This window comes from Paenibacillus sp. FSL H8-0122, from assembly GCF_038005345.1.
In the GTDB taxonomy this organism is placed as follows: domain Bacteria; phylum Bacillota; class Bacilli; order Paenibacillales; family Paenibacillaceae; genus Paenibacillus_AQ.
The window spans coordinates 2,242,581-2,262,416 of the sequence record NZ_JBBOTB010000001.1 but is presented as its reverse complement, the minus strand read 5'-3'; the positions used below and the strand labels follow the sequence as shown (position 1 = coordinate 2,262,416).

General features: G+C 52.7%; 21 protein-coding genes. All 21 read right to left on the bottom strand.

What is annotated here, in order from left to right; translation table 11 throughout:
• Positions 1–118: 118 nt before the first annotated feature.
• Positions 119–1,258 (bottom strand): 1-deoxy-D-xylulose-5-phosphate reductoisomerase, encoded by a 1,140-nt coding sequence (locus tag NSS64_RS09950; RefSeq protein WP_341139988.1) that lies wholly within the window; start codon positions 1,256–1,258, stop codon positions 119–121.
• A 23-nt stretch (positions 1,259–1,281) separates the two neighbouring features.
• Positions 1,282–2,085: a phosphatidate cytidylyltransferase gene (locus tag NSS64_RS09945; protein ID WP_076078640.1), complete on the bottom strand. Its 804-nt coding sequence runs from the start codon at positions 2,083–2,085 to the stop codon at positions 1,282–1,284.
• Positions 2,086–2,105: 20 nt separating this feature from the next.
• Positions 2,106–2,873 carry an isoprenyl transferase gene (locus tag NSS64_RS09940; RefSeq protein WP_340940097.1) on the bottom strand — a complete coding sequence of 256 codons (768 nt, stop codon included), beginning with the start codon at positions 2,871–2,873 and terminating at the stop codon, positions 2,106–2,108.
• 78 nt (positions 2,874–2,951) lie between these two features.
• Positions 2,952–3,506, bottom strand: a complete 555-nt coding sequence (gene frr / locus NSS64_RS09935; protein ID WP_036724711.1) for a ribosome recycling factor — start codon at positions 3,504–3,506, stop codon at positions 2,952–2,954.
• Positions 3,507–4,235 (bottom strand): UMP kinase, encoded by a 729-nt coding sequence (gene pyrH, locus NSS64_RS09930; protein WP_036692582.1) that lies wholly within the window; start codon positions 4,233–4,235, stop codon positions 3,507–3,509.
• A 102-nt stretch (positions 4,236–4,337) separates the two neighbouring features.
• On the bottom strand, positions 4,338–4,988 hold the full coding sequence (gene tsf / locus NSS64_RS09925) for a translation elongation factor Ts (RefSeq protein WP_036724710.1): 651 nt from the start codon (positions 4,986–4,988) through the stop codon (positions 4,338–4,340).
• 145 nt (positions 4,989–5,133) lie between these two features.
• A complete protein-coding gene (gene rpsB / locus NSS64_RS09920) occupies positions 5,134–5,835 on the bottom strand; it encodes a 30S ribosomal protein S2 (RefSeq protein ID WP_036692565.1) in 702 nt (233 codons plus the stop codon).
• A gap of 161 nt (positions 5,836–5,996) precedes the next feature.
• Positions 5,997–6,599 carry a hypothetical protein gene (locus tag NSS64_RS09915; protein ID WP_340993279.1) on the bottom strand — a complete coding sequence of 201 codons (603 nt, stop codon included), beginning with the start codon at positions 6,597–6,599 and terminating at the stop codon, positions 5,997–5,999.
• Positions 6,596–7,168, bottom strand: a complete 573-nt coding sequence (locus NSS64_RS09910; RefSeq protein ID WP_339310133.1) for a hypothetical protein — start codon at positions 7,166–7,168, stop codon at positions 6,596–6,598. Before NSS64_RS09910 ends, NSS64_RS09915 begins: the two co-directional genes overlap by 4 nt.
• A gap of 68 nt (positions 7,169–7,236) precedes the next feature.
• Complete coding sequence (locus NSS64_RS09905) at positions 7,237–7,545, bottom strand: hypothetical protein (RefSeq protein WP_341139987.1); 309 nt, start codon at positions 7,543–7,545, stop codon at positions 7,237–7,239.
• 69 nt (positions 7,546–7,614) lie between these two features.
• A complete protein-coding gene (locus tag NSS64_RS09900; protein ID WP_341139986.1) occupies positions 7,615–9,018 on the bottom strand; it encodes a DUF342 domain-containing protein in 1,404 nt (467 codons plus the stop codon).
• Between the two features lie 30 nt (positions 9,019–9,048).
• The gene (locus tag NSS64_RS09895; protein WP_339310136.1) at positions 9,049–9,837 is read right to left on the bottom strand and encodes a FliA/WhiG family RNA polymerase sigma factor; all 789 of its coding nucleotides are present in this window, start codon (positions 9,835–9,837) and stop codon (positions 9,049–9,051) included.
• Positions 9,838–9,915: 78 nt separating this feature from the next.
• Entirely contained in the window at positions 9,916–10,326 is a 411-nt protein-coding gene (locus NSS64_RS09890) for a hypothetical protein (RefSeq protein WP_340993283.1), read from the bottom strand.
• A gap of 2 nt (positions 10,327–10,328) precedes the next feature.
• Positions 10,329–10,826 carry a chemotaxis protein CheD gene (locus tag NSS64_RS09885; RefSeq protein ID WP_036724701.1) on the bottom strand — a complete coding sequence of 166 codons (498 nt, stop codon included), beginning with the start codon at positions 10,824–10,826 and terminating at the stop codon, positions 10,329–10,331.
• Positions 10,819–11,445, bottom strand: coding sequence for a chemotaxis protein CheC (locus NSS64_RS09880; RefSeq protein WP_339310138.1), 627 nt, complete (start codon positions 11,443–11,445; stop codon positions 10,819–10,821). The genes NSS64_RS09885 and NSS64_RS09880 overlap by 8 nt, the downstream gene beginning before the upstream one ends.
• A 3-nt stretch (positions 11,446–11,448) precedes the next feature.
• The gene (locus tag NSS64_RS09875; protein ID WP_036692546.1) at positions 11,449–11,910 is read right to left on the bottom strand and encodes a chemotaxis protein CheW; all 462 of its coding nucleotides are present in this window, start codon (positions 11,908–11,910) and stop codon (positions 11,449–11,451) included.
• A 27-nt stretch (positions 11,911–11,937) separates the two neighbouring features.
• Positions 11,938–14,028, bottom strand: coding sequence for a chemotaxis protein CheA (locus tag NSS64_RS09870; RefSeq protein ID WP_341139985.1), 2,091 nt, complete (start codon positions 14,026–14,028; stop codon positions 11,938–11,940).
• Positions 14,029–14,062: 34 nt separating this feature from the next.
• Positions 14,063–15,454 (bottom strand): protein-glutamate methylesterase/protein-glutamine glutaminase, encoded by a 1,392-nt coding sequence (locus tag NSS64_RS09865; protein ID WP_341139984.1) that lies wholly within the window; start codon positions 15,452–15,454, stop codon positions 14,063–14,065.
• Positions 15,455–15,489: 35 nt separating this feature from the next.
• On the bottom strand, positions 15,490–16,371 hold the full coding sequence (locus tag NSS64_RS09860) for a MinD/ParA family protein (protein WP_340993286.1): 882 nt from the start codon (positions 16,369–16,371) through the stop codon (positions 15,490–15,492).
• Positions 16,368–17,786 (bottom strand): flagellar biosynthesis protein FlhF, encoded by a 1,419-nt coding sequence (gene flhF, locus NSS64_RS09855; protein WP_339310141.1) that lies wholly within the window; start codon positions 17,784–17,786, stop codon positions 16,368–16,370. The genes NSS64_RS09860 and flhF overlap by 4 nt, the downstream gene beginning before the upstream one ends.
• Positions 17,783–19,816, bottom strand: a complete 2,034-nt coding sequence (gene flhA, locus NSS64_RS09850; RefSeq protein WP_339310143.1) for a flagellar biosynthesis protein FlhA — start codon at positions 19,814–19,816, stop codon at positions 17,783–17,785. The genes flhF and flhA overlap by 4 nt, the downstream gene beginning before the upstream one ends.
• Positions 19,817–19,836 lie beyond the last annotated feature (20 nt).

The following is a 19,836-nucleotide window of genomic DNA, read 5'->3' as shown; positions in this document are numbered from 1 at the left end:
CCGAAGTATGTCCTCTTAATTTATCATTATTCCAAGGCAGGGCACAAGAGAATCAACAGTCCACACCTATTTTTCAGGGTACAGCCATATTCACCGTTTCCAAAGGCCTCTTATCCCTTTACAGGACAGCCGCAAGCTCCCGGGAAGCTATATCGCTACTGTGAATCTGTTCCAGACCGGGGTTCGCCTCACCCTGATGACGCTGAAGCACTTCATCAATAATCTCATCAATCCGCAGGAAGGGAATCTCACCGCGCAGGAAGCGGGCCACGGCGACCTCATTGGCTGCATTGAAGGCTGTTGTGAATGTGCCGCCCGCTATGCCGCAGTCAATAGCCATCTTCAGCGCCGGATAGCGCTCATAATCCATCTCCCGGAAGGTCAGGCTGGCTACCTGAGCCAGAGACAAACGCTTCGCAGGAGACGGCCAGCGGTCGGGATAGGTGAGCGCATATTGAATGGGAACCCGCATATCAGGAGTCCCAAGCTGAGCAATAATGCTGCTGTCGCAGAACTCCACATAGGAGTGAATGATACTCTCCGGATGCAGCACCACATCAATCTGCTCATACGGAAGGGCGAACAAATGGTGGGCTTCAATAACCTCCAGGCCTTTGTTAACCATGGTTGCCGAGTCAATAGTAATCTTGGCCCCCATGCTCCAATTGGGGTGACGCAGTGCGTCCGCTACGGTAACATTCGTAAGCTGTTCACGCTTATAATCACGGAATGAACCGCCCGAGGCAGTAATGGTAATTGAAGCCACATCTTCACGGTTCTCCCCGTTTAAGCATTGGAAAATCGCCGAATGCTCACTGTCCACTGGAAGCAGCTTCACGCCTTTGCGTTCAGCCAGCTCTGTAACCAGATGTCCGGCGGTCACCAGTGTCTCCTTATTAGCCAGTCCAATATGTCTGCCGGCTTCAATCGCCGCCAGCGTAGACTGAAGTCCTACACTGCCTACAAGCGCAGTTACGACTGTCTGTGCATCGCCTCCGGCAGCAATCTCCACCAGACCTTCACTTCCGCTATACAGCTCTACACCGGCAGGCAGACTGGATCTGATCTCCTCTGCAAGCTCCTTCGTGGATACCGATACACGGCGAGGCTTGAAACGGCGGACCTGTTCCAGCAGCAGTGAAGTATTACTTCCCGCCGCCAGTCCATCGACTTCAAAAGCTTCCGGATGCATAGCTACCACATCCAGCGTCTGGGTACCGATGGAACCCGTAGAGCCGAGAATACTAATTCTTTTCACAGTTGCTTTCCTTCTCCCTGTCGTTAATAGTAAGGCATCAGCATTACGATATGTACGAAAGGAAATACGATGATCCAGCTGTCGCAGCGGTCCAGGATGCCACCGTGACCCGGCAAGAGTGAGCCTGAATCCTTAATACCGTACACCCGTTTATAGGCAGATTGTACAAGATCTCCAAGCTGACCCAGCACAGCGCAAGCAATTCCAATCAGCAGCGCGCGTCCGATAGTCAGCAGATCAGGAACCAGTATAGCAAACACAATCGATATGACAGCAGAAATCAATACTCCGCCAAGCGCGCCCTCTATAGTCTTGTTAGGACTGATCGCAGGCCACAGCTTGTTCTTCCCGAAGCTTCTGCCGACAAAATAGGCTCCGGCATCACTGCCCCATATACAGCACAGCAGCAGGATCGTCCAGAAGAGGCCATGGCCATCTCCCGCACCGCGGGCGATTCCCATATACGAGAACCCCATTCCTATGTAAACAATGCCAGTGAACATCATCGCGGTGATTTTGATATCAAGCTTATTCTTACTGAAGACAGTGACCAGCAGGAATAGCAGCAATACCAGCCATATCCCCTGTTCCCAGGAGAATAGCTTATTCGTTCCCAGGAGATCCCAAGGAATCATAAAGCCTACTACAGAGGCATAACCAAATACAGCAGTCAGCCCGAAGGTGGCTGTACCTGTCATTTTCACAAATTCATAATAGCCGATGAGGGCCATCGCAGTCAGCATCAGCTGATACGGCCAGCCACCCCAATAGCATAACCCTAAAAACAAGGCCCCGGCAACAATTCCGGTAATCAATCGCTGCTTCAAAGAATCCCTCTCCCATCAGGCTACTTCAATCCACCATAACGGCGTGTGCGGCGCTGATATTCAGCCACAGCCTGCATCAGATGCGACTTGTCGAACTCCGGCCAGTACGCATCCGTAAACCAAAATTCACTATAGGCGATTTGCCACAGCATAAAGTTACTGAGCCGCATCTCTCCGCTCGTACGGATGAGCAGGTCAGGATCGGGTAATCCGCTGGATGACAATCTGTTGTCAATCAGCTCTGAAGTGATCTCTTCAGGTGACAGAATTCCTGCCTGGATATCCTTGCCCAGAGCGCGCATACAGTCCTCAATCTCTTTGCGCCCGCCGTAGTTCAGAGCAAAATTAAGTATAAGTCCGGTATTGCTTAGTGTGCGGGCGACCGCTTCTTCCATCGCCTTGCGGGTATGGGAAGGCAAAGCCTCCGTGTTGCCCATTACGCGCACCTGTACATTCTTCTCAATGAGTTCATCCAGTTCAATAGCCAGGAATTCTACGGGAAGGCGCATCAGGAAATCCACTTCATCCTTCGGCCGGGTCCAGTTCTCCGTAGAGAAAGCGTACAGAGTCAAAAATTCTACTCCGAGGTCATTCGCTGCAATCGTAGCACGTTTGACTGCCTTCATCCCGTTCTGATGGCCCACAACCCGGGGCATACCGCGCCGTTTCGCCCAGCGCCCGTTGCCATCCATAATTATCGCTACGTGCCGGGGAATATTATCCGGTGAAATCTCGACTGGCTCCTGCCTGTCTTTACGGCTCAGCCATTCTTGAATCCGTTTGATCATTTCCGTTTCCTCCAAGCTCTTATCAGAAAGAGACAAACCCCACCATTAACGGAGGGGCCTGAAGTCTCATGAATTTCGTTATACTTCCATAATCTCTTTTTCTTTGGACAAGAGCACTTTGTCGACTTCAGCTATGAACTTATCCGTTGATTTCTGGATATCTTCCTGATGTCCATGTGATTCATCTTCTGAAATGCCGTTCTTCTCCATCTTCTTGATGTCATCGTTGGCATCGCGGCGGATGTTGCGGATCGCTACCTTAGCTTCTTCACCGAACTTCTTGGTGAATTTCACCAGCTCAGTGCGGCGTTCTTCGGTAAGCGGAGGAATCGACAGGCGGATAATCGTACCGTCATTGGCAGGTGTAATCCCGATGTCGGATTTCATAATCGCCTTTTCGATGTCTGACATTGAAGTTTTGTCCCACGGCTGGATCAGCAGGGTCCGGGAATCCGGTGTGCTGATGTTAGCCAGCTGATTGATCGGAGTTGGTGCACCATAATACTCAACCTGGATGCGATCCAACAGCGACGTCGAAGCGCGTCCTGCCCGCAGTGTTGCCAAGTCGCGTTTCAGCGAGAGAATCGCTTTTTCCATACGCTCTTCGGCATTCTTCTTAACCGATTGTGGCATTTAATTTACACTCCCTTTAACGATCGTCCCGATCTTTTCGCCGAGAACGACGCGTTTAATATTGCCTTGCTCTGTAATAGCAAACACAATGAGCGGTATATTATTATCCATGCAGAGTGAGGAAGCGGTAGAATCCATAACCCCCAGGTTTTTGTTCAGAATATCCATGTAAGTAAGCTGCTCGTATTTCACGGCTGTGCTGTCCTTGAACGGATCTGCTGAGTAGACGCCGTCTACCTTATTCTTGGCCATGAGGATAACCTCGGCTTCAATCTCGGCTGCTCTAAGCGCTGCCGTAGTATCTGTCGAGAAGAACGGATTCCCTGTCCCTGCGGCAAAAATAACTACGCGGCCCTTCTCCAGATGCCGGATCGCCCGGCGGCGGATATAAGGCTCAGCAATCTGCTGCATGGCGATAGAGGTCTGAACCCGGGTAGGGACATCGATCTGCTCCAGAGCGTCCTGCAATGCCAGCGAGTTCATCACTGTTGCCAGCATTCCCATATAATCGGCTGTTGCCCGGTCAATACCGCTTGCACTTCCGGCGATTCCGCGCCAGATGTTGCCACCGCCGCATACAATCGCAACCTGAACTCCAAGCTCCACGACTTCCTTGACCTGCTCTGCAATAGAGATGATCGTATCGGCATCGATGCCATAGCCATTCTGTCCGGCGAGCGATTCACCGCTTACCTTAAGGACTACTCTCTTAAATACCGGTTGTTCCAATTATATACCCTCACTTTCTACAAAAGACGGAACACTACTTGTATGTGTTCCGCTCTTTTGATGCTTGCCTGTATTCAGTTCTTATTCAATGTCATGCAGTTATTATTGTTTTACTTGTGCCATAACTTCTTCTACGAAGTTGTCGACTTTCTTCTCAAGACCTTCACCCAGTTCGAAACGAACAAAGCGGCGGATGGTGATGTTCTCGCCAATCGTGCTAATTTTTTCATTCAGCAGCTGGGAGATTGTCTTGTCCGGGTCTTTAACGAAGGATTGCTCCATCAGGCAGTATTCTTCATAGAACTTGCTGATGCGGCCTTCCACCATTTTTTCAACGATCTTCTCAGGCTTGCCTTCGTTCAGCGCTTGTGCCTTAAGAATTTCTTTTTCCTTCTCTACGTCTGCAGAAGGTACTTCTTCACGGCGGACATACAGCGGGTTCGCTGCTGCGATTTGCATAGCGATGTCGCGCGCGAATTCTCTGAAGGAATCCGTTTTGCCTACGAAGTCAGTTTCGCAGTTGATTTCCACCAGAACGCCAATACGGCCGCCAGCGTGGATATAGGATTCTACAGTACCTTCAGTAGCAATACGTCCGGCCTTGTTCGCTGCTGCGGACAGACCTTTTTCACGAAGCAATTCTGCTGCTTTGGTGATGTCGTTGTTTGCTTCTTCCAGCGCTTTCTTACAATCGAGCATTCCTGCCCCTGTTCTTTCACGAAGTTCCTTCACTGCTTTTGCATCTACTGCCATTGTTATTCCCTCCAGGGTCATAGTCGTTGTCATACGCGGGCATAAAGCGGTACTTGCTTGCATTTTAAAAAAAGGGCAGTGAGAGGTTATCCACCTGCCAACCACCCTTTTCATTTAAGTTTATGTTTTATGTTCCGGTTACTACTTAAGCTGTAGTTGTGTCTTCGCCCTGATGAGCTTCAACAACAGCATCAGCCATCTTACCAGTCAAGAGCTTCACGGCGCGGATTGCGTCGTCATTGCCTGGGATTACGTAGTCAATTTCATCCGGATCGCAGTTAGTATCAACGATAGCTACGATAGGAATACCCAATTTGCGAGCTTCTGCTACTGCAATGCGCTCTTTACGCGGGTCAATGATGAACAGCGCGCTTGGAAGACCTTTCATGTTCTTGATACCGCCCAGGAATTTCTCAAGACGATCTTTCTCTTTGCGGAGAAGGATAACTTCTTTCTTAGGCAATACTGCAAAGGTACCGTCTTCTTCCCAAGCTTCCAATTTCTTCAGGCGGTCAATACGCTTCTGAATAGTCTGGAAGTTAGTCAAGGTACCGCCGAGCCAACGCTGGTTAATGAAGAACATACCCGAACGTTCAGCTTCTTCTTTTACGGAATCCTGTGCCTGCTTCTTTGTTCCTACGAATAGGATTGTGCCGTTGTCGCCAGCGACGCTCTTTACAAAGTTGTAAGCTTCCTCTACCTTCTTGACTGTCTTTTGCAAGTCAATAATGTAAATTCCGTTTCTTTCAGTGAAGATATAACGATCCATCTTTGGGTTCCAACGACGAGTCTGGTGACCGAAGTGTACCCCAGCTTCGAGAAGCTGCTTCATGGAGATTACTGCCATCTTCACACACCTCCTAAGTTTGGTTTATTGTGTGTCTCCTCCGCCGCGCGTCATCTTTCAGCAAGACTTTCTTCAGAAGAAAGCACCCCTTGTCGAAATCAACCGGCGTGTGTTTTAACACCGTCAATTAATATATCATATTAAAACAGCCTATGCAACGATTACTTTTTTACGGTAATCAGCTTGTCAATAATGGAGTTGATGCTCTCTCCCTTGGTGAAGCTGTAGCTGCCGTATTGAATGATAGTGTTCACCTTACGGCTGTTTGCCGTCTGGAGGAACTTGTTCTTATCCTCGATAACCCCGGCTTCCGCAAGCAGATCTGCCGTCTGGGCGAGCGTAATTCCAGTGGGAATCTTAAGAGAGATTACCCCGTCCACCGCAGCCACAGGCGCTTCAGGTGTGGCCGGAGCCTCTGTAACAGGCTCAGCAGTGTTCTGCGGCTGTGCAGGAGCTGAAGGCTTGCCCGGTGTCGCTGCGGCGCTTGGCGTTGCAGCCGGCTTGGGCGGGACAGCAGGCGTAGCTGCCGGCGTTGCTGCTGGCGTCACGGAAGCCTGGGCCTCGGCCGCTTCCTCCGGGGACGGCGTTGCTGTTGCAGCAGCTTCTGCCGGATCTACAACAGTCAGGTTCAGGCTAGCCGCTTGCCGGATCAGCTCTTCTTTGGTCAGAGGCGCCGTCCGTCCGGCTATCATCAGCTGCAGCAGCAGCGCGCCGGCGATCAGCCCGATCCCTAGTCCCAGCATAAAGAACCGGTTCTTCATCATACGGATTCCTCCTGCTGCGCAAGCTGCAGGATCAGCTGCACCTCGCCCCGCTGCAGACCGGCAGTCTTGGCGATAGAATCGATTGATTTCCCTTGCTCATGCAGCTCGAACAGCCGGGGATACCGCAGCTTGATGGAGCTGACGGGTCTTGGCTTAACAGGAGGCACTGCCTCGGCAGCCTGCTCCCTGCCCTGGGGCTTCTCCGCGTGTCCGGACGAGGCTTCCCGCGAGAAGGTTGCTGACAGCTGAAGCAGTCCCTTCTCTTCTGCGGTCAGCCGCGCATCCATCAGCAGCAGGCTCTTCTGCAGCTCGCCCACCTGCTCCCGCAGTACACCGATCTCTTCCTGCAGGGCCGCCTTATTGCTCTGTGACTGTGTCTTAATACTGCCCACCAGCTTCAGCAGCTCGGAGTTCTCATGCTCGATATCGGCCATGTAGAGCTCCAGAGCCGCCTCCGTCTCCTTCAGGCTCTTCTTCTCCGAGTCTTCCTTACCCGTTCTGGCCGGCAGCCGCAGGGCATAAACAATAGCAACTGCGCCTACCAGCACGATGTATACCCATGGTTCCAAGTGTGTAATCTCCTTCTGCGTTTAATTCATAGGATGCCTTAACTGCATTTGCGGTTATTCTGTCCCAATCAGAGACTGAAATCTATACGGTGCCCTTTATAAGGATGTTCGGCATCATGGGTGTTCTCCTGCTTATCCGGCTTGCGCGGATGAGGCTGACTGCCAGAGCCGCTCCCCTTGCCGCCATCCCGCAGCGCCGATTCGGCAGACTCGTCAACCTCACTGCTGCGCAGCGAGATTTCCTGGCTATGCTTGATATTCTGGCCTGCCAATTGCTGCTGGTCGAGTGCAGGACGCTGCTGAAGGTTGTTCTGAACTTTGCCCGCATCATGGGTACGGGGCAACGCAATTTGCAGTTCCACCGGTTTCAGACTCATAAGATCCCTCTTCTCCACTCATTGGTTACAGAATCAAGGAATAGCAGGCCGCCTCGGCTGCCTGCCTGATTATACATACGGTATTATGGATATATCCCCTTCACTGTAAATGAAGGATATCCGCTCCGTCGGGTCCTTGACGAACCTGGTATATCTGCCGATTACGATCTTAGAGCCTCCATAGATCGTCTTGACGACATCAACCCTAGCTCTGCCGGTGTCCTCCAGCATGCGCTCGATCTCCAGCACACGCTCTTTAATTCTCTTTTCATCACGCATATGGGATTGCTTGGTTGCATTAAGCTTGACGCGAAGCGCCACCTTATCTGGCGATAGCTGGCCATTGTTCGCCAGCTGATTAAGCAGATACAGCGCCTTATTGGTCTTGTCCTCATTCTCAAGAAGCTGCCGGAGCTCCTGGCGCAGTTCATTGATCTCATTTCTCAGCTCGGGAACAACGCCCACTTCAATCGCTGTAGCTGTAGACATGGTATTGCCGATGGTACGGGCGATCACACGCTCGCCTGCCTGTACGATTCCGCCGACGATTAAGCCTTTGGCCCCGTTACACAGTACATCTCGGCCAGCCCGGATGCTGGAATGCATAATGCTTTGGGAGACGATAATATCCTCACCGGCCACAACATTGCCATCCTGGATGAACGAGACCTTAACATTTTTACCGGCACTGACGAGGCCTTTATTATATCCGATGATGCCGCCCGTAATCTCGATGGACCCGCCCGATATCAGCTCGGCCCCCTCTACCCCGCCGACCACCCGGATATCTCCTGCGGATTTGACGGTGAAGCCGGTAAGCACATTGCCGCGGATGACCACCGTGCCCACGAAATCAATATTGCCTGTGCTGTAATCCACATCCCCATTGATTTCATACACCGGAAATACATTGATTTTGCCCTTGTCTGTCAGCGTGACCAATCCGTCAATCGCCGAATACATGGAGGTCTCTTCCTGATCCACCACCACATTCTTGCCTACCTTGAAATGAGCCTCCTTCCCTGCCCGGAACGGAAGCTCCTCCCCGGTTACCGTTCTGCCGCTCACACCGTTCTCTGCCGGAATAACCTTGGCAATAAGCTGGCCCTTCCTTACATTATGCAGCCGGACCAGCTCTTTGTAATCCACCCTGCCATCCTCTTTCTCCAGAGGCTTGCGGTCCTCCTCCATATCAACGGTCAGCACAATGCGGCCATCCTTACCGTTGACAGCAGGCTGTCCAATCGCGATCGGCACCCGGTTCCAGAAATATTCTTCCGGGTTGCTGCTAATCCGCTGCACAATATCATGCTGGATACCGAAACGAATATTGTGACTGGACAGGAAGCTCTCAAGGTCCTCGACCGAACAGGTGAAATTCTCATCCTTCTTGGTGAACTGAAGGTAAGCAATCCCCTTATCCTCCGAAAAAGTAATGCTCAGGTATTGGCTCAATACATATTGACCGATCAATTTCTGCTCCCCCTTGTCACCGTCACCCGGTTAATCATTTTGCATTAGAAGGTCCCGGTTCTTCTCAAGTGTTCCTCTTAGCCGCAAAATAGCTTTGGAATGAAGCTGGGAGATTCGCGAAGGAGACAGTGACATCACTTCCGCAATCTCGCTTAAAGATAAATCCTCATAATATAAAAGGGACACGACGGTCCGTTCTTTCACTGTTAGTTTCTCGATGCCTTTGGTTAGCGTATCCCGCAGGTAGAACTCATTCACTTTACGGTCCGGATTCTTGGCCTTGTCATCTACCAATATGGACATTCGTGTCTCTGATTCTTCTTCACGTATAGGATCTTCGAGTGAACAGAGCGACATTACTGCGACATCCTGCAGCATCGTCTGAAACTCCGTTTCCGAAATATTCAGATACTTGCTCATTTCATCGTCACTTACCGATCTCAAATACTTCTGCTCCAGCTGCTGGTAGGCATCCTCGATTTTTTTCGCTTTTTCGCGTACGGATCTGGGAACCCAGTCACTTTGCCGCAGAGAATCAAGGATCGCTCCCCGAACCCGCCACGATGCATAGGTCTGGAATTGAAGCCCCCGCTTGTAGTCGAATTTTTCGATCGCATCAATGAGTCCCATGACACCGTTGCTGGCCAAATCGTCCTTGGAGACGTTTTTGGGCAGCCCTACTGCCAGACGGCTGGACACGTAATCAACAATATGGAGATAACTCTCAATCAGCTTTTTTTTAGCTTCAGGATCGCCGTGCTCTTTCCACTGCTCCCAAAGCAGGTCTGTTTCCGACTGAGTTGCTTTACGCTCGTTCAACGGCTTTCACCCTTCCCAAAGTTTAGTCAGCGGGCAAACATGCGGCGCAAGATGACGGACTTTCGCCGCAGCACTCGCTTATTCTTCTTTCAGGTGACGAACGGCCTTGGCCAATTCTTCAGGATCTTTCATAGAGACTAGCTTCGGAGGCTGCAAAGGCGTGAACCCCCCGGGCTCTTCACTGACCGCCTCCCGTTTTGGGGTTAGCAGGTCTTTGAGCTCCTGATCCTCTTCAGGTGTACTAATATCAAGCTTCCCGCCAAGAGACTCTCCGTTATCGAACAAACCGGCTTCCGGGTCTGAGGATTCTTTTCCGATAATAAAACCCAATACCCATCTCAGGAAGAAAGCAAGCACAAACCAGATAATAAATCCGTACAGGCCCCGGATCAGGCTGGTACCCAGCAGGTTCTGTCCGTTGTTCGCAAGGAAGGTTAGTACAAATCCGATCAGTCCGGCCACAATATTCAGTAATAGTTTCCTGCTCATGGCTAAATTTCCTTCGGGCCTTTTTGAACGCTGCGGATAAAAATCACTCCGGTATTGCAGGAGATTTCTATCGTGCGCCCATAATTGCCGCCCGTGTCCTCCGCGATAAGCGGAATATGAAGGCTCTCAAGAGCAAGCTTGCAGGATTCCACATTCCGAGGCCCGATCCTCATGGTGTCACTCCCTCCGGCAAAAGCAAACATCTGCGAGCCTCCGGCCATCTTGGCCACAATCCGGCTTCTAACCGCCCCCAGCCCCAGCAGGCGGGCCAAAAGCTCAGGCACAGCAGTATCAGCGAACTTGGCGATATTCAGCTGTCCCTCCCTGGCAATCTCTGACGAGGGCAGCATGACATGAGCCATCCCCGCCAGCTTTTTACCGGGATCAAACAGAGTCAGACCTACGCAGGAGCCAAGACCGGTCGTACGAATAAGGCTGTCCTGGCTGCCTACGTTCAGATCCGCCATACCTACTTTAATGATGCTCTGCTCTTCAATCATTGTCGAACGGTACTCCTAAAGCCTTGAATATTTTGGGGAACGATTCCGGATCGGGAATAAGGAAGAATTGTCCTTCAATTTCATTTTGGCCTTCTAAAAAAGTCGTATCGATCAGCAGCGCATCATCGCCCATCTGACCGAACTGCAGCAGCCCGTAGCCAAGAATGGCTCCGGCCATATCCATCGCAAGCGCCGGCACGGTCGGATACATGGTCAGGGAGGTGAAGTCCGCCAGGGAAGAGAGATAAGAGCCGGCCAGAATATTGCCGATCTCGCTTAGTGCGGATAACTCCATCTCACTCAGCTCACCGCCGCCGGAGACTTCAATGCCGGCAATCCGGCTGAGCAGGTTGCTTGCCGCCTCCGGGGTAAGAATGAAGAACAGGTTGCCCGGGGCCTCACCTTCCACACGCAGGAATACCGCATATACGAGCTCCTCCGCTCCGCCCACCTTATCAGTGATCTCCTCGAAGCTGAGCAGCTGTACCTTAGGCACGGCCATGTCAATCGGCTTATTGAGCAGCTGGGACAAGGCAGTGGCCGCATTACCGGCCCCAATATTCCCTACTTCCTTAAGCACATCCATTTTGAAGTCTTTGAAATTCTTGAATAGCTCCATAGGCTAGCCCTCCAGGCTTTCCAGCTGCACGATTTCACTCTTGTTCAGCACTTCAGACAGGTTAAGCATAATCAACAGACGGTCATCCCCAATTTTGGCTACCCCATCCAGATACTTCGCCTTGATACCCCCTACAACATCCGGCGGTACATCGATAATATCACGGTTCAAGTCGATGACATCATTGGCTGAATCGACAATGAAGCCTACTTCCATCTCATTCACATTGACGATAATGATCCGGGTCTGGTCGGTGTGCTCCGCTTCCTCGATACCGAATCGTCCGCGCAGATCGATAACCGGAATCACAACACCGCGCAGATTGATCACACCTTTGATAAAGGAATAGGTCTTCGGTACGCGGGTAATCGGCATCATACGTTCAATCGTCTGGACCTTCTCTACTTCAATGCCGTATTCTTCAGTGCCAAGCTTGAATACAATTACTTTGATATCTTCAGCCATGGAATGACCCTCCCTGTTCTAACCTGATTATTTGATAAAAGCATTCGGATCGATAATAAGCGCTACCTGTCCGTCTCCAAGAATCGTGGCTCCGGAAATTCCCTGCACCTCTGGGAGATACTTGCCGAGATTCTTGATTACAATTTCGTTCTGGCCAATGAAGTCCTGCACAGCCAAGGCAACCAGCCGTTCTCCCTTGCGGACAACCACGATCTCCGTCTCCTCTTCCGTGCTTTCATCATAGTCCGGAATGGAGAAGATCTTGCTCAGGGAGACCAGCGGAATATGGCTGCCCCGGAACTCCAGCATCCGGTTGCCGTGAATGGTGCGGATCTGGGATTGCTTCACAATTCCAGTCTCCACGATGGAAGAGAGCGGAATGGCATATTTCTCTGAGCCAAGCCGAACCAGCATCGCTGCAATGATCGACAGGGTCAGCGGAAGCTGAACGGAGAAATTCGTGCCTTTGCCCGGTGTGGAATAGATGGTGACGTTACCGCCCAGGGAAGAGATTTTGGATTTGACCACATCGAGACCCACGCCCCGGCCCGATACATCAGAGATGACCTCAGCTGTACTGAATCCAGGCGCGAAGAGCAGCTGGTACGCTTCGTCATCTGTCATCGTGCCCGCCTGCTCTTGGGTAATCACACCCTTTTTGACAGCAGAGGCTAAGACATTCTTCGGATAGATGCCCTTGCCATCCTCTTCAATCTCGATGAACACATGATTGCCGCTATGGAAGGCCCGGAGCTGGACGGTCCCGGTCTCCGGCTTCCCGGCCGCAATCCGGTCTGCAATGGATTCAATCCCGTGGTCAACCGCATTGCGCAGCAGATGCACCAGCGGATCGCCAATCTCATCAATCACCGTACGGTCAAGCTCTGTATCTGCTCCAGTGATGATTAAATCCACCTTCTTGTCCAGCGATTTCGCCAGATCGCGGATCATCCGCGGGAACCGGTTAAATACGGTGTCTACCGGAACCATGCGGAGCTTCATGACGATATTCTGCAAATCGCCGCTCACCCGGCCCATATGCTCGACCGTTTCGGTAAGATCGCCGTTCTGCACCTCGGAGGCCAGCTGCTCCAGCCGGACACGGTCAATCAGCAGCTCGCTGAACAGATTCATCAGCACATCCAGCCGCTCAATATCCACACGGATGGTCCGGGAAGGCGACGGCGCTCCTCCTGCCCGGGCCGGGGCTGCCTTGCCGTTCTCATCCTTGGGATGCAGAGAAGCCGCAGGGGAAGCATTACCGGCAGCAACGGGAGCGGCTTCCTGCACCGGAGCCGGAGCGGGCGCTTCGGCTGTAGCTGCCGCAGTGTCTTGTCCCATTTGGCGAAGTGACTCCTGATCAAGCGCCACAGCGGTAACCGCTTCGATCTCTGACAGATTCAGAATCATCTTCTGAATCTCACTTGCATCCTTTTGGGTTATGTAGTAGAGGGAGAATCCGTAATCGAATTTCTCCTGCTCTATGTCCTGAACCGAAGGGAAGGATTTCACGACTTCTCCTGAACGCTCCAGAAGGTCGAAGACCATGTAGGCACGTACGGCTTTGAGCTGACAGTCCTTGCGGATCGCCACATCCACATACAGCACCTGATGGCCTTCCTGAAGGGATTGCTCCAGCACGGAGTACTGGAATTCATCCAGGAACACCTGGGCCGCGCTGGCATTGCCGGACGCAGCGGCAGTGACTTCAGCAGAAGCATTGCCGGCAGAAGGGACCTCTCCGCGTACGATGGCCTGCAGGGAAGAGACAATCGCTGTTACATCGGCCTTGCCCGCTCCCCCGCCGGTGATATCCTCCACCATGGATTCCAGCGCGTCAATACTTTGGAACAGGGTATCAAAAATGAAGTCCTGCATCCGCAGTTTGTTATTGCGCACCAGATCGAGCACGTTCTCCATTTGGTGCGTAAGCGAAGCCAAATCTTCAAACCCCATTGTAGCCGCCATACCTTTCAAGGTATGGGCGGAGCGGAAAATCACCTGAACAATACTCAGATCCTCCGGATTCGCTTCCAGCCCCATCATGCTCTCGTTCAAAGACTGCAGATGATCATTTGACTCATCAATAAACATGGATAAGTATTGGTTCATGTCCATGAGCGGGTACCTCCCCTTCGAGTTCGCTATTCCATTATTTAACGGCTTGTACCAGCCTTGGAGCAATTTCTTGCAAAGGCAGGATGTGTCTTACACACTTCAACTCTACTGCAGACCTCGGCATTCCGTATACCACACAGGTTTCTTCACTCTCTGCAAAGGTTGATGTCACCCCCGAATCATAGAGTGCTTTCATCATACGGGCCCCGTCGCTGCCCATCCCCGTCATAATGACGGCATGACGTTCCAGCGAGGTAAGCTGCAATACCGATTCAAACAGTGTATCTACAGAAGGACGATGTCCATTACGGACCTCTTCCTTAGTAAGCTCTATCATGTATTGGCCGCCAGGCGCAGGAACCACTGTCAGGTGATAGCCCCCGGGGGCAATATACGCCGCACCCTGCCGGAGAATCATACCGTGCTCCGCTTCCGCGACCTCCAGCGCGCTGAAGGTATTCAGACGCTGGGCCAGCGACTTGGTGAAGTTAGGCGGCATATGCTGGACAATGACAATCGGTGCCGGGAAGTCACCGGGAATGTTCTCCAGGAACGCCTTCAGCGCTCTCGGACCTCCGGTTGAGCAGCCTACAGCAACCAGCTTGCGCACGCTCCGGCTTCCGCTTGCCTGGCCTCCTGTTGCTCCAGGAGGTTCTGCGAACGAGCCTGCAGCAACTTCAGCAGCCGCCCGTTGTCCAGCCCATCCGGCGCCCGGCGCCTCCTGGGAGCGGCCTTTGAACCTCTCGGGAGCCGGTTTAGGCACTGCCGGCGCTGGCTTGACTACCCGCTTCGCAGTGGGCGGCTCAGTGCGGGCTTCCGGCTTCCGTTTGTCAGCAGGCGGTTCAAGCGGCGCCCTGACCCTCTGCTTCTCCGTGCCCAGAAGCGGCGCTTTATCCGCTTCTTTCTTGGACGGCTCCAGCTTCCTTCTTACCGGTTCCACAACAGCCCGCGGAGCAGGCGGTTCAGCAGCGGGAGGAGGAGGCTCAGGCGATTTGACGGCGGAAGCACGGGCTTCACGCCGCTCGCGCGCCAGCATCGCTTCCTTCATCTGCTCCCGGAGGGACACTCCGACAGCGATGATATCCTGGGAGTTTGAAATGGACGGCTTTCGGATGAAATCGAAAGCCCCCCACTCCAAGGCCAGAATCGTCTCCTTCATCCCCTCTTCATTGATGCCGGACAGCATAATCACCGGGAGCGGACGCTGGGCCATGATACTTTTGAGCGCCTCCAGGCCATTCATCTCAGGCATCTCCACATCCATGGTTACGAGATCCGGACGAAGCTCGTTAACCTTCTCAATCGCCTCGCGTCCGTTGGCAGCTGTCGCTGTGACTTGAAAGTCGGCATCATTCTCTATTAAATCGGAAATGATCTTGCGCATGAATGCAGAATCATCAACAACCAGAACTTTATATGGCCTCATAGCTTTTCCACCTCTGTGCCTCAAATTCAGAACAATTATCTGTTTCGTTTCAACCACTTGCTGATGAATCCCTTGATGCCTTGAACTTTAGCGGTTTCTACTGAATCCACAGCCAGATAGCTCTGCGCAAGCCTCTGCACATCCCTGGCTGCAATACTGTTCGGAAAAGCCACTGAGAATGGAATTTGTTTCTTAACGGCCTGTACTACATGCGGATCACTGCTGATGTAACCGAGGAAGGGAAGCTCAAGCTGCAGGAACCGGCTGGCCGCCATCCGGATTTTGTCACTGGTGGCCCGTGCCTCCCGTTCATCCCCTGCCTGATTGACAATCAGCCTGAACGAAACCTCAGGATGCGCATTATGAACAACCTTCATCAGCGCATATGCATCTGTAATTGCGGTAGGCTCAGGCGTGGTCACCACCAGGCAGTCATCGGCAGAAGTGATGAATTTCATCGTTTCCTTGGACAGCCCCGCCCCTGTGTCGAACAGGATGAAATCCATGGTATCGGCAATGCTTGCAATCTGTGTGGTAAAGTAATTCAGATCCGCCTCCGAGAGTGTGAACAGCTCGTCCATCCCGGAGCCCCCTGCAATGAAGGGCAACGCCTGCGGTCCGAGCTGAATGATCTGTCCGATATCCGCTTCCCGCTTGAGCAGGTGGTACAGATTGTATCTGGAGGAGACACCCATAAGGACATCAATATTGGCCATGCCGATATCGGCATCGAACAGAAGCACTCTCCGTCCCATGGCCTTCAGTGCAAGCGCGAAGTTAAGGGTGAAATTCGACTTTCCGACTCCCCCCTTCCCGCTGCATACCGTGATGATCCGGGCGGAGGCACCGCTTCCGGGAGCCTGCCTTGTATCCTGGCTGGAGACCAGCCGTCTTAATGCCTGCGCCTGGTCCATCACCCGCCCCCTGTTCCCAGCAGCATGCCGCCAATCTGCTCCCCTGTGGCCATAAGAAGATCATCAGGAACATTCTGTCCGTTGGTAATATAAGAGAGCTTCAGCGGATAATCATTCAGGACATTGAACAGCGGGCCGTAGCTCCCCGTTTCATCCAGCTTCGTGAATACAACCTTATCCAGCTGGTATCTGCCGAAGTGCTCCGCGATCTTTTTCATATCGCGGCTCTTCGAGGTCAGACTCAGCACCAGCAGAGTCTCGCTCTTAAGCTCCTTGGCCAGCAGGCTCTGCAGTTCTGCCACCAGCATTTCATTGCGGTAATTGCGTCCGGCGGTGTCCATTAGCACCAGATCACAGCTCTCCAGCCGGAACATCGCCCGCTGCAGATCACCCGGCGACTGGACAACCTCCAGCGGCATGTTGAGAATGGAAGCGTAGGTTCTAAGCTGTTCAACGGCAGATATCCGGTAAGTATCCGAGGTAATCAGCCCAACCTTGCGGCCCTGCTTGAACAGCTGCTCCGCTGCCAGCTTGGCAATCGTTGTCGTCTTGCCGACCCCAGTCGGCCCGGCAATATATACAATCCGGGTATCCGGGGCAATACCGCCGGCAATGCGTCCTGACAGAAAACCATCAATCTGCTCTCTGAGCACAGCCTCGAATTGCTCCGGCCCCCAGCTGCTTCCTTCCTCACGGTAACGCTCCAGAACATGTCCGATCCATTCCTCAACGAGAACAGCGTCAGTCTCCTGGTCAATCAGGCGGCTGCGTAAGGATTCCAGCGCATCAGGCAGCTCGGCTGCCCCTGAGGAATAACGTGCGATACGTTCCATCCATTGCTTCATATCCCGGATCTCCCGCAGAACATCGCTTTCAGTGGGAGCAGTATGCTCAGGTTCAGACTGCTCTGTTGCAAGCGATTCATAGATCGCTGCAAGCTTCTTCCGGTTCTCCTCCGGCTGCGGTACAGACGGCGGGCCTGCTGCAATATCCTCAGTGCGGATATCCGGCGGCTCCGTCTTGGTCAAAGGCGGCATCACAGCGACGCCTCCGCCCTGCTCCAGCGGATCAGCCAGCGCTGCGGCAATCTCGGCAAACGACTTGGCTGCTGCCGCATCTCTTACCGTCACAGGCGGCGGGAGAGGAGGAGCAGCGGCTGAGGCAGCCTTCTGATAGGCCTCTGGCACTGCATTTCGCGGTACATTCATGGGCGGTGCAGGAATCTTCTCCTGCGCGGCCGCCTTTGTACCGTTCTCCACAGCAGCCACAACCTCAATCTTCTTTTTCGTGAACATGCCCATGAATCCGCCAACCTTTATTTCTTTGGTGCTTAAAATAACGGCATCGCTTCCAAGCTCGCTGCGGATCGAATGCATGGCGTCAGGCATCGTATCGACCACATAACGCTTCACTCTCATAAGTTCACCACCCCGACGCTTTGAATTTCAATGTTTGGCTCCAGCTCGCTGTAGGAGAGCACCGGGATATCCTGCATGGTTCGCTCAATCACCTGGCGCAGATACATGCGAATCGTTGGAGAGGTTAGTACAATCGGCTGCTGGCCGGATTGCAGGAGACGGTTGATCTGCTCCGTAAGCCGCTGATAGACGGTTTGGGTAGATACCGGATCGAGCGCCAAGTAGCTGCCCTGCTCCGTCTGCTGCACGCTCTCGGAAATTTTTTTCTCAAGTCCGGGGCCTACGGTAATGACACGCAGGGTCTCCCCCGTCTGAGAGAACTGCTGGGTAATCTGTCTGGAGAGGGATTGCCGCACATATTCAGTCAGAATGTCAGGGTCCTTGGTATACGTGCCGTAATCGGCAAGCGTCTCGAAGATGGTGACCAGATCGCGGATGGATATTTTCTCCCGCAGCAGCTTGCCCAGCACCTTCTGAATATCCCCGACGGCAAGAATGGAAGGGATCAGCTCGTCCACCAGCACAGGATAATTCTCCCTGAGGTTGTCGACCAGCTGCTTCGTCTCCTGACGGCCCAGCAATTCGTGTCCATATCGTTTGATCAGCTCGGTCAGATGTGTGGCTACAACGGAAGGCGGGTCAACCACGGTATAGCCGGATAATTCAGCCCGCTCCTTCACCGACTCATCGATCCATAGGGCAGGCAGCCCAAAGGATGGTTCAATAGTCTCAATCCCGCTAATCGACTCATCATCATAACCGGGGCTCATGGCGAGATAGTGATTAAGTAATAATTCACCGCCGCCAACGTTATTTCCTTTAATTTTGATGACATATTCATTCGGTTTTAGTTGAATATTGTCGCGAATACGAATAACCGGCACGACAAGACCCATCTCCAGTGCACATTGCCGTCGAATCATGATGATACGGTCGAGCAGATCGCCGCCCTGCCCCGTATCCGCCAAAGGAATCAGACCATAACCAAATTCGAATTCGATCGGGTCCACCGTAAGCAGATTGATGACACTTTCGGGACTTCGCACCTCTTCGATCTGCTTCTCCTCGACCAGTTGTTCATCGGCAATCTGCTGCCTGCTGGCCTTCTGCCCCATACTGTAAGCCGCGTAAGCCATCAGCCCTGCCAAAGGAAGCGTGGACATAATCGTAATCGGGGTAAAGAAACCCAGAAACGCAATTGTCGCAGCCACTATGTATAGAAGCTTCGGATAAGACAGCAATTGTCCGGTCAGATCCTCGGCCAGATTGCCTTCCGAAGCCGCCCGGGTAACGATCAGACCGGAAGCCGTGGAGATCAGCAGGGCCGGAATCTGGCTGACCAGACCGTCACCGATGGTCAGTACAGAATAGGTTGAGAGTGCTGTCTGGAACGACATGCCGTGAACGGTCATACCGATAATGAAGCCGCCGATCAGGTTGATAATGAGGATGATGATACTGGCAATAGCGTCACCTTTGACGAACTTACTCGCACCATCCATGGCTCCGAAGAAATCCGCCTCGCGTTCGACATTACGGCGGCGTTCCCGTGCCTGCTGCTCATTGATCATCCCCGCATTCAGATCCGCATCAATACTCATCTGCTTACCGGGCATCGCATCCAGTGTGAAGCGGGCGCCTACCTCGGCCACGCGCTCAGAACCCTTGGTGATAACAATGAACTGAACCACAACCAGGATCAGGAAGACAATGAACCCGATCGCGATCTGTCCCCTGGCAATCCAGCTTCCGAAGGTCGCTACGACCTCCCCGGCATGGCCATCAGCCAGAATCAGCTTGGTTGTGGACAGGTTCAGCGCTAAGCGGAACAGCGTGGTGATCAGGAGCAGTGAAGGAAATATTGAGAACTGCAGCGGATCTCTGGTATTCATAGCGACCAATATAATGGTCAGGGCTATCGAGATATTGATAATTAACAGTACATCCAAAAGCCAGACAGGGATGGGCAGAATCATCATCAGCACGATACCGATAATGCCCAGTAGAACTGTTAGATCTTTAGCTTTCAATGTCCTTAACCTCCCCCGGC

Coding starts and splice junctions, on each gene's coding strand:
- NSS64_RS09940 (WP_340940097.1), bottom strand. CDS start 2,873: ATGATCAAACGGATTCAAGAATGGCTGAGCCGTAAAGACAGGCAGGAG.
- frr (WP_036724711.1), bottom strand. CDS start 3,506: ATGCCACAATCGGTTAAGAAGAATGCCGAAGAGCGTATGGAAAAAGCG.
- tsf (WP_036724710.1), bottom strand. CDS start 4,988: ATGGCAGTAGATGCAAAAGCAGTGAAGGAACTTCGTGAAAGAACAGGG.
- rpsB (WP_036692565.1), bottom strand. CDS start 5,835: ATGGCAGTAATCTCCATGAAGCAGCTTCTCGAAGCTGGGGTACACTTC.
- NSS64_RS09915 (WP_340993279.1), bottom strand. CDS start 6,599: ATGATGAAGAACCGGTTCTTTATGCTGGGACTAGGGATCGGGCTGATC.
- NSS64_RS09905 (WP_341139987.1), bottom strand. CDS start 7,545: ATGAGTCTGAAACCGGTGGAACTGCAAATTGCGTTGCCCCGTACCCAT.
- NSS64_RS09890 (WP_340993283.1), bottom strand. CDS start 10,326: ATGAGCAGGAAACTATTACTGAATATTGTGGCCGGACTGATCGGATTT.
- NSS64_RS09885 (WP_036724701.1), bottom strand. CDS start 10,826: ATGATTGAAGAGCAGAGCATCATTAAAGTAGGTATGGCGGATCTGAAC.
- NSS64_RS09880 (WP_339310138.1), bottom strand. CDS start 11,445: ATGGAGCTATTCAAGAATTTCAAAGACTTCAAAATGGATGTGCTTAAG.
- NSS64_RS09875 (WP_036692546.1), bottom strand. CDS start 11,910: ATGGCTGAAGATATCAAAGTAATTGTATTCAAGCTTGGCACTGAAGAA.
- NSS64_RS09870 (WP_341139985.1), bottom strand. CDS start 14,028: ATGGACATGAACCAATACTTATCCATGTTTATTGATGAGTCAAATGAT.
- NSS64_RS09865 (WP_341139984.1), bottom strand. CDS start 15,454: ATGAGGCCATATAAAGTTCTGGTTGTTGATGATTCTGCATTCATGCGC.
- flhF (WP_339310141.1), bottom strand. CDS start 17,786: ATGAGAGTGAAGCGTTATGTGGTCGATACGATGCCTGACGCCATGCAT.